Source organism: Streptomyces sudanensis (genome assembly GCF_023614315.1).
Classification (GTDB): Bacteria; Actinomycetota; Actinomycetes; order Streptomycetales; family Streptomycetaceae; genus Streptomyces; species Streptomyces sudanensis.
Genome location: NZ_CP095474.1, coordinates 787,605 through 796,229, shown reverse-complemented (window position 1 = coordinate 796,229; position 8,625 = coordinate 787,605). Strand labels below are relative to the sequence as shown.

The following is an 8,625-nucleotide window of genomic DNA, read 5'->3' as shown; positions in this document are numbered from 1 at the left end:
GNNCGCGCGCCNGGGCGCGCAGGGCGGCGGCGGTGGCCGGTTCCACCGCCGCGACCACGTCCGCGTACGCCTCGATCTCCGCCGCGCCCGCCAGGAAGTCCCCGCGCCCGACGAGCAGCCGCGCCCGCTCGTACCGCAGCCGCGCCGGGTGCGACGGCAGCAGCAGCGCCAGCTCGACCGCCCACAGCGCCACGCCGGAGCGCTCGGGCCGCCGGTCCGCCCAGGCGCGGATGTTGTTCAGGATGCGCAGCACCATGTCGAGGGGGTCCGCGGGCAGCAGCACCGGCGGCTGCGGCGGCTGCCCGGTGGCCTCCGCCACCAGCAGCTCCGCCTCCGCCTCCGTCATCGGCCGGCCCCCCGCGAACGGGTCGGCCAGCACCCGCTCGCCGGGATCCCCGAACCCGACGGCGAAGTGGCCCGGCAGGGCCACCCCGTACACGGGGGCGCCCGCCCGCCGCGCCACCTCCATCCACACCACCGACAGCAGGATCGGCAGCCCGCGGCGGCGCCGCAGCACGTGGTGGAGGAGCGAGGACTCCAGGCGCCGGTAGTCGCCCGGGGTGCCGTGGAAGCCGTACCGCCCGCCGAGCAGCGAGGCCAGCGCCGCCACCCAGGCGTGCGGCGTCTTCGGCCCGTACGGCAGGAGCCCCGCGAGCCGGTCCAGTTCGATCCCGGCGGCGTCCAGCTCCGCCTCGCCCAGCTCCGGCTCCGCCACGGCGCCGATCAGCAGGCACAGCTCCGCCAGGTCGGGGCGCTCCTCGCGGGCGGCCCGCGCGAACCGGGCGCGCCATCCGCCGGGGTCGGTGTGGTCGTGCATGCGTTCCCCGTACCCGTTCAGGCCGCGCGGAAGTGGTGGCAGTGGTGGTGGACGGCGAGGCCCGTGCCGTCGCACAGGCCGCGCGCCGCGCCGCCGCCGGCCGGCACCTGCGCCCAGGCGGCCGACGCGCCCTCCTCCAGCGCCCGGGCGGCGAGCGCGGCCGCCACCGCCGAGGCCAGGCCCCGCCGCCGGTGCGCCGGGTCGACCGCCACGCCCGTGAACCCCGCCCAGCGGCCGTCGACCACGCACCGGCCGACCGCCACCGGCTCCCCGTCCCCGCCGGTCAGGGCGGCGAACCACACGGAGGTCCCGGGGGCCGGCGTCTCGTGGAGGCCGGCCCNGNCCNGNNCCCCCGCCGGTGCCNNNACGCCGCGCCGGGAGTGCGGGACAGGGCCGCGCGGCCGGTTCCGTCGGCCCGGTCGGCATCGGCCCGGTCGGCGACGGCCGCGAGGCCCCCGATCCGCACCTCCGCCGACGCCTCGCGCCACCAGCCCCGCTCCTCCAGGGCCGCGCACAGCTCCTCCTGGGTGCCCTCGGCGCCGGTCGCGGCCTCCACGCGCGCGGGCAGGCCCCGCTCCCCGTACCAGGCGCGCACGCGCGCCAGGGCGTCGTCGAGCGGCGTACCGGGGTCGCCGAGCGGGAGGGCGGAGCCGGCCCGAAGGGCGGAAGCGGGCGCGGCGCGCAGGGTCCACTGCCCGAGCGGTTCGCTCTCCGCCGGCCACCAGGCCCGCGCCCGTACCCGCGCCAGCTCCGCGAAGTCCGCCGCCGGGCCCCGCCTGCGGGCCGGGGCGGCCGGCACGACCTTGCCCGCGACCAGCGAGCGCTCCGCCACCCGGACGGTCTCCCCGGTCCTGCGTGTGATCGACAGCACACCGTCGGACCAGGAGACGAGGACCCCGACGGTGTCCGCGAACGTCCCCCGCCCGGAATCGTCCAGGCGGCGGACGGACACGCGTCTTCCCACGTCGGAAGGTGTGATGCGGACTTCGAGTCGTCCGCCCGCAGTGAACTCCACAGCTCTGTCCGCCCCTCCTGTTCGGATCTCCCCCGAGAACGGAGATACTAGGTGCGGGCATCGACGACGCCGCGCTCCCGCGCAGAGCCAGCCCTACCAAGGAGGAACGACAGCGTGACCTACGTCATCGCGCAGCCTTGTGTCGACGTCAAGGACAAGGCGTGCATCGAGGAGTGCCCCGTCGACTGCATCTACGAGGGCCAGCGGTCCTTGTACATCCATCCGGACGAATGCGTCGACTGCGGGGCCTGTGAACCGGTGTGCCCGGTCGAGGCGATCTTCTACGAGGACGACACCCCGGAGGAGTGGAAGGACTACTACAAGGCGAACGTCGAGTTCTTCGACGAGCTCGGCTCGCCCGGTGGCGCCTCCAAGCTCGGCCTGATCGAGCGCGACCACCCCTTCATCGCCGCTCTGCCGCCGCAGAACGGCTGATCGCTTGTCCCACGTCGTCGGTCCCGCACGGCCTCCCGCCGTGCGGGACCGCGGCGTTCACGCCGGCGGCGGGCCGGCGCAGGCGCCGGCCCGCGAGAAAGTGAGCACCGTGTCCGCAGTCTCCTCCCGCCTCCCCGTCTTCCCCTGGGACCGGCTGGAGCCGTACAAGAAGACGGCCGCGTCCCACCCCGGCGGCATCGTCGACCTGTCGGTCGGCACCCCGGTGGACCCCGTGCCCGAGCCGGTCCGCGAGGCCCTGGCCGGGGCGGCCGACTCGCCCGGCTACCCCACGGTCTGGGGCACCGCCGCGCTCCGCGACGCGATCGCCGGCTGGTGCGGGCGCCGGCTCGGCGCCCGCGGCGTCGCCCACCCGAACGTCCTGCCGGTCGTCGGCTCCAAGGAGCTGGTGGCGTGGCTGCCGACGCAGCTCGGCCTCGGCCCGGGCGACCGGGTCGCCTACCCGCGCCTGGCCTACCCGACGTACGAGGTCGGCGCCCGCCTCGCCGGGGCGGAGCCGGTCGCGTACGACGACCCCGCGGAGCTGGACCCGGCCGGGCTGAGGCTGCTGTGGCTGAACTCCCCGTCCAACCCGACGGGCCGGGTCCTTTCGAAGGACGAGCTGACCCGGATCGTCGCCTGGGCGCGCGAGCACGGCGTGCTGCTCGTCAGCGACGAGTGCTACCTGGAGCTGGGCTGGGAGGCCGATCCGGTCTCGGTGCTGCACGAGGACGTCTGCGGCGGCTCGTACGAGGGGATCGTCGCGGTCCACTCCCTGTCCAAGCGCTCCAACCTCGCCGGGTACCGGGCCGCGTTCGCCGCGGGCGACGCGGCGGTGCTGGGCGAACTGCTCCGGATCCGCAAGCACGCCGGGATGATGGTGCCCGCCCCGGTGCAGGCGGCGACGGTCGCGGCGCTGGGCGACGACGCCCATGTGCGCGAGCAGCGCGACCGGTACGCGAGGCGCCGGGCGGCGCTGCGGGCGGCGCTGGTGGCGCACGGCTTCCGCATCGAGCACAGCGAGGCGAGCCTCTACCTGTGGGCCACCCGCGACGAGCCCTGCTGGGACACCGTCGGGTACCTGGCGGACCGGGGCGTGCTGGTCGCGCCGGGCGACTTCTACGGCACGGCGGGGGAGCGGTTCGTCCGGGTCGCGTTCACGGCGACGGACGAGCGGGTCGCCGCGGCGGTCGAGCGCCTCGGCTGACGGCCGGTCCCGCCGCGGGCGGTACGGCGCCGGGGCGGCGACGGGAAGGGGGCCGGGCCGCGTCGTGCGGCCCGGCCCCCTCGCGTTCCCGCGGGTGCGGGGTCAGCCCAGCGGGCCGGCGGCGGGCAGGGCGCCGTCCGGCAGGCCGTTCCCGGCGGTCTCGCCGACGAGGCCGCCGGTGCCCCGCGCGGCGTCGCCGGCGGCCGGCACGGCCGTCCCGGCCGCGGTGCCCAGGGCCTCGCGGGCGACCGGGGCGGCCTGCTCGGCGGTCTCGCCGCTCGCGAGGTCCGTGCCGTCCCGCGAGACGGTGCCGACCGTGTCGGCGGCCTGCGCGGTGTCGAGGGCGGTGACGCCGCCGGTGAGGCCGGCGGTCTCGGGGAGGTCCGCGGCGCTCGCGGAGCCGGCCGCGCCGACCACGGAGGCCGCTCCCGCTGCGGCGAGCAGCGCGGCACCGGCGATCCGGCGGGTCAGGGAGAGGGACATGATGCTCCTTCGACGGGGGAGGGGGCGGGCGGTTGTGATGCCTGTCCGACGATCGGACGCTGTGACAACCGCTCCGGTACGGGAGGAGGTTGCGGCGGCCCCGGGTAAAGAGTCGGCAATGCGCCGCGCGGCCGGCGCCGCCGGGACCCGGCCGGGGGGCGGCTCGGGAGGGCGAGCGGAATCGTCTCTCCGCAGGTGGCCCCGAACGGTCCGCGAGGGCCCGGAGCCGGTCGCGGTCCCCGCCGGCGGCGGAATCCGGTGGGGCGGGGCGGCCCGGCCGGGTGACCCCCCGCACTGCTGACCGGACGCCGCCCGCGGCCGCCGCTTCGGAGCCGGGCCGCCGCGAGGCACCCCCTCGTGGCCCCGCCCCGCGTCCCTACTCCGCGATCCTGATGACGACCTCGGCCGTCCCCGCGCCGGACCCCGCCGCACGCCACCCCTCGTCGGCGTCCTCCGCGCTCCACACGCGGCCCGCGTACGAGACCTCCACGACGCCCAGCGCGTCCGCCTGCGCCACCGCCCACTGCGCCAGCTCCCAGCCGCGCCGGGGCGCTCCGTCCGACGCTCCGCCCGGCCCGGCGGAATCCGCCCGCGCGGGCACGGGCACCGTCACCGTGCGGGAGCCGCCACCCGGCGCCGGGCTCGCGGAGNGNNGGGCCGCCGGGCGTCCGGCCGCCGGGCGTCCGGCCACCCGGCGCGTCCCCGCCCCGGTCGTCGCCGGAGCCCTCCGGGGCCCCGCCGAGCACGCCCGCACCGAACGCCTGCACCAGCGCGCCCCGCACGCGCCCCGCGTCCCCGGGGCGCGTCCCGCGCGGCGGGGCGCACGTCAGCGACGCGGCGGACCGCCCGGTCAGCGCCGCGGCCAGCAGCGCCGCGTCCGGCTCGTGCTTCGCGTACGCCTGGGGGAAGCCGCTGCGCTGCACGCGCTGCGCGGCCACCGTCAGGGGCAGCCGCGAGTACCCCGGCACCTCCGCCAGCCGGTCGTAGAAGACGCCCGCCGAGTACACCGGGTCCATGATCTGCGCGGGCGTGCCCCAGCCCTGCGAGGGCCGCTGCTGGAACAGTCCCAGCGAGTCCCGGTCGCCGTAGTCGATGTTGCGCAGCGCCGACTCCTGCAACGCGGTCGCCAGCGCGATCGTCACCGCCCGCTCCGGCATCCCCCGCGTGGTGCCCACGGCGGAGATCGTCGCGGCGTTCGCCGCCTGCTCGGGGGAGAGGGTGTACGTGTGGCTCCCGCTGCCGACCGTGCACCGCGGCGTGCCGCCGCCGCCCGACTCGTACCGCAGCACCAGGTAGCCGGCGACGGCCAGCAGGACGGCGAACGAGGCGGCGACCCGTGCGCGGCGGGCGCGCCGGGGACGGGCGGAGGGGGCGGCGGGCTCGGGCACGCACCCAACCGTACTAGGGGCCGGGATAGGGTCGGCACATGCCCGACTCCACGCCCGAAGCGCCCCTCCGCACCGCTCTGGACCTCACGCTGGACGGTCCGGCACTGACCGCCGCGCTGGTCGACTTCCCCTCCGTCAGCGGCACCGAGAAGCCGCTCGCGGACGCCATCGAGGAAGCCCTGCGCGCCCTGCCCCACCTGACCGTCCACCGGTACGGCAACAACGTCGTCGCCCGCACCGACCTCGGCCGCGCCGAGCGGGTCGTCCTCGCCGGGCACATCGACACGGTGCCCATCGCCGACAACGTCCCCTCCCGGCTGGACGGCGACGGCCTCCTGTGGGGCTGCGGCACGTCCGACATGAAGTCCGGCGTCGCCGTCCAGCTCCGCATCGCCGCGACCGTCCCCGCGCCCAACCGCGACCTGACGTTCGTCTTCTACGACAACGAGGAGGTCGCCGCCGACCTCAACGGCCTCGGGCACGTGGCCGCCGCGCACCCCGACTGGCTCGCGGGGGACTTCGCCGTCCTGCTGGAGCCGTCCGACGGCGAGGTCGAGGGCGGCTGCCAGGGCACCCTGCGGGTCAACCTGGTCCTGCGCGGCGAGCGCGCCCACTCGGCCCGCTCCTGGATGGGCTCCAACGCCGTCCACGCCGCCGCGCCGGTCCTGGCCCGCCTCGCCTCGTACGAACCGCGCCGCCCGGTCATCGACGGCCTGGAGTACCGCGAGGGCCTCAACGCCGTGGGCGTCGCCGGCGGCGTCGCCACCAACGTGATCCCCGACGAGTGCACCGTCGTCGTGAACTACCGCTACGCCCCCGACCGCACGCCGGAGGAGGCCGAGAAGCACGTGCGGGAGGTGTTCGCCGACTGCGGCGTGGACGAGTTCGTGGTCGACGACCACTCCGGAGGCGCCCTGCCCGGCCTCTCCCACCCGGCCGCGGCGGCGTTCATGGAGGCGGTCGGCGGCACCGCCCGCCCGAAGTTCGGCTGGACCGACGTCTCCCGCTTCAGCGCGCTCGGCGTGCCCGCCGTCAACTACGGCCCCGGCGACCCGACCCTGGCGCACAAGCGGGACGAGCGCGTGGCCGTCGAGCGGATCACCCACTGCGAGCGGCGCCTGTACGACTGGCTCACTGCCTGACCACCACAATTTCGCCACCGGTCACATTTCCCGTCCTACGCTGACCCCGGCAAGACGATGTTCAGCGGAGGGAGCAGACCATGGAGAACCCCGAGGCCGAGGTGGCGGGCGCGCGGGCGGAGCAGCGGCTGGGGCCGGTGCTCCGCCGCAGGGGGCAGGTCCAGCCCGGCACGGCCGACCAGCGGCTGCTGGACACCGCGGGCGACGCGGACTGGGTCCACACCGACCCCTGGCGGGTCATGCGCATCCAGTCCGAGTTCGTCGAGGGCTTCGGCGCGCTGGCCGAACTGCCCAGTGCCATCAGCGTCTTCGGTTCGGCCCGCACCCCGGCCGGCACGCCCGAGTACGAGGCCGGGGTGAGAATCGGCAGGGCGCTGGCCGAGGCGGGCTTCGCGGTGGTGACGGGCGGCGGCCCGGGCGCCATGGAGGCCGCGAACAGGGGCGCGCGCGAGGCGAAGGGCGTCTCCGTCGGCCTCGGCATCGAGCTCCCCTTCGAGCAGGGCCTCAACCAGCACGTCGACATCGGCGTCAACTTCCGCTACTTCTTCGTGCGGAAGACGATGTTCGTCAAGTACGCCCAGGGCTTCGTCGTCCTGCCGGGCGGCCTGGGCACGCTGGACGAGCTGTTCGAGGCGCTGACCCTCGTCCAGACCCGCAAGGTCACCCGCTTCCCGATCGTCCTGTTCGGCACGGAGTACTGGTCGGGACTGGTCGACTGGCTCCGCGACACGGTCGTCGCCCAGGGCAAGGCATCCGAGCACGACCTGATGCTCTTCCACGTGACGGACGACGTCGACGAGGCGGTGGCCCTGGTCAGCAAGGAGACCGGGCACTGACCCCGCGCCCGGCGCGGGGCGGGCGCGGCCCGGCCGGTCACGCCAGTCCCCGCCGGGCGACGGCCGGTTCGCGGTGCCCCGCGATGGCCGCCACCATGTCCAGCACCTGCCGCGTCTCGGCGACCTCGTGCACCCGGTACACCTGGGCGCCCAGCCACGCGGAGACCGCCGTCGTCGCCAGCGTCCCGACGAGCCGCTCCTTCACCGGCCGGTCCAGGGTCTCGCCCACGAAGTCCTTGTTCGACAGGGACACCAGCACCGGCCACCCCGTCTCCACCATCTCCCCGAGCCGCCGCGTCGCCTCCAGCGAGTGCCGGGTGTTCTTCCCGAAGTCGTGCCCCGGGTCGATCAGCACCGACTCCCGCGGCACGCCCAGGGCCACGGCCCGCTCGGCCAGACCGACCGTCACCCGCAGGATGTCGGCCATCACGTCGTCGTACGCGACCCGGTGCGGGCGGGTCCGGGGCTCGGCGCCGCCCGCGTGGGTGCACACCAGCCCGGCCCCGTACCGCGCCGCGACCTCCGCGAGCCGGGGATCGACGCCGCCCCAGGCGTCGTTCAGCAGGTCCGCCCCGGCCTCGCACACCGCCTCGCCGACCTCGTGCCGCCAGGTGTCGACGCTGATCACCACGTCGGGGTGGCGCCGCCGCACCTCCGCCACGAAACCGACCGTGCGCCGCGCCTCCTCGTCGGCGTCGACCTCCTCGCCGGGCCCCGCCTTCACCCCGCCGACGTCGATGATCGCCGCCCCCTCGGCCACCGCCCGCTCGACCCGGGCGAGGGCGGGCTCGTCGCGGAAGGTGGCCCCCCGGTCGTAGAAGGAGTCGGGGGTCCGGTTCACGATCGCCATGACCACCGGCTCGTGCGCGTCGAATTCGCGTCGCCCCAGGCGCAGCATCCCGTATGTCCTCCTCGTGTGGCGTCCCTGCGACCCTAACCGCCGCGACCGCGTGGCACGATCGGCACCGGACGTTCTACGCTCCATGTTTCCGGCCCCCGGGAGAGGCGCACTGTGTTCTGGTTCTTGGCTGTGGTGATGGTCGTCGTCGTGGCCGCGGTGACCCTCGCGGTGGTCGGCGGCGCGGAGAACGAGGTGCTGCCCGAGGCGCCCCCCGAGCACCTGGTGGACCCGCTGCCGCTCACCCGGCCGGTCAGCCGCGCCGACGTCGAGGCGCTGCGGCTGCCGCTGGCGCCCCGCGGCTACCGGATGGGCGAGGTCGACGACGTCCTGGACCGGCTGGCCGCCGAACTCGCCGAGCGGGACGCCCGGATCGCGGAACTGGAGTCGGCGCTGGCCGGCGCGCA

The 8,625-nt window shown here is 76.4% G+C and carries 9 protein-coding genes and 3 pseudogenes; 5 read left to right on the top strand and 7 right to left on the bottom strand.

Features of this window, described 5'->3' with window-relative positions; translation table 11 throughout:
* Nucleotides 1–12 precede the first annotated feature (12 nt).
* From MW084_RS03555 to MW084_RS03545, 3 genes and pseudogenes are all read right to left on the bottom strand, one after another.
* The coding region (locus MW084_RS03555; RefSeq protein ID WP_275563469.1) for a transglutaminase-like domain-containing protein at nt 13–817 on the bottom strand (805 nt) is incomplete at its 3' end.
* Nucleotides 818–834: 17 nt separating this feature from the next.
* Nucleotides 835–1,157, bottom strand: a pseudogene (locus tag MW084_RS03550) (GNAT family N-acetyltransferase); the annotation flags it as partial.
* A gap of 26 nt (nt 1,158–1,183) precedes the next feature.
* Nucleotides 1,184–1,832 (bottom strand): GNAT family N-acetyltransferase, cg3035/Rv0428c family (locus MW084_RS03545; protein ID WP_420833726.1); only part of this gene is annotated, 649 nt, incomplete at its 3' end.
* Nucleotides 1,833–1,946: 114 nt separating this feature from the next.
* On the opposite strand from MW084_RS03545, the gene fdxA reads away from it, so the two are divergent.
* Together fdxA and dapC are read left to right on the top strand one after the other, a co-directional pair.
* Nucleotides 1,947–2,267 carry a ferredoxin gene (fdxA, locus tag MW084_RS03540; protein ID WP_010474859.1) on the top strand — a complete coding sequence of 107 codons (321 nt, stop codon included), beginning with the start codon at nt 1,947–1,949 and terminating at the stop codon, nt 2,265–2,267.
* Nucleotides 2,268–2,376: 109 nt separating this feature from the next.
* Complete coding sequence (gene dapC, locus MW084_RS03535) at nt 2,377–3,471, top strand: succinyldiaminopimelate transaminase (protein ID WP_029553828.1); 1,095 nt, start codon at nt 2,377–2,379, stop codon at nt 3,469–3,471.
* A gap of 102 nt (nt 3,472–3,573) precedes the next feature.
* Here the strand turns inward: dapC and MW084_RS03530 are convergent, their stop codons facing one another.
* From MW084_RS03530 to MW084_RS03520, 3 genes and pseudogenes are all read right to left on the bottom strand, one after another.
* Nucleotides 3,574–3,954: a hypothetical protein gene (locus tag MW084_RS03530; protein ID WP_010474853.1), complete on the bottom strand. Its 381-nt coding sequence runs from the start codon at nt 3,952–3,954 to the stop codon at nt 3,574–3,576.
* 376 nt (nt 3,955–4,330) lie between these two features.
* Nucleotides 4,331–4,604, bottom strand: a pseudogene (locus MW084_RS03525) (VldE C-terminal domain-containing protein); the annotation flags it as partial.
* A gap of 4 nt (nt 4,605–4,608) precedes the next feature.
* Nucleotides 4,609–5,342 (bottom strand): annotated as a pseudogene (locus MW084_RS03520) (hypothetical protein); the annotation flags it as partial.
* Nucleotides 5,343–5,380: 38 nt separating this feature from the next.
* Here MW084_RS03520 and dapE point away from each other — a divergent pair.
* Both dapE and MW084_RS03510 read left to right on the top strand, forming a co-directional pair.
* Entirely contained in the window at nt 5,381–6,484 is a 1,104-nt protein-coding gene (gene dapE / locus MW084_RS03515; RefSeq protein ID WP_010474848.1) for a succinyl-diaminopimelate desuccinylase, read from the top strand.
* 80 nt (nt 6,485–6,564) lie between these two features.
* Nucleotides 6,565–7,320, top strand: a complete 756-nt coding sequence (locus MW084_RS03510; protein ID WP_010474846.1) for an LOG family protein — start codon at nt 6,565–6,567, stop codon at nt 7,318–7,320.
* Between the two features lie 37 nt (nt 7,321–7,357).
* Here the strand turns inward: MW084_RS03510 and folP are convergent, their stop codons facing one another.
* The gene (folP, locus tag MW084_RS03505) at nt 7,358–8,218 is read right to left on the bottom strand and encodes a dihydropteroate synthase (RefSeq protein WP_010474844.1); all 861 of its coding nucleotides are present in this window, start codon (nt 8,216–8,218) and stop codon (nt 7,358–7,360) included.
* A 114-nt stretch (nt 8,219–8,332) separates the two neighbouring features.
* Between folP and MW084_RS03500 the strand changes: the two genes are divergently transcribed.
* Nucleotides 8,333–8,625: DivIVA domain-containing protein (locus tag MW084_RS03500; protein ID WP_275563468.1), on the top strand; the 293-nt coding region annotated here is incomplete at its 3' end.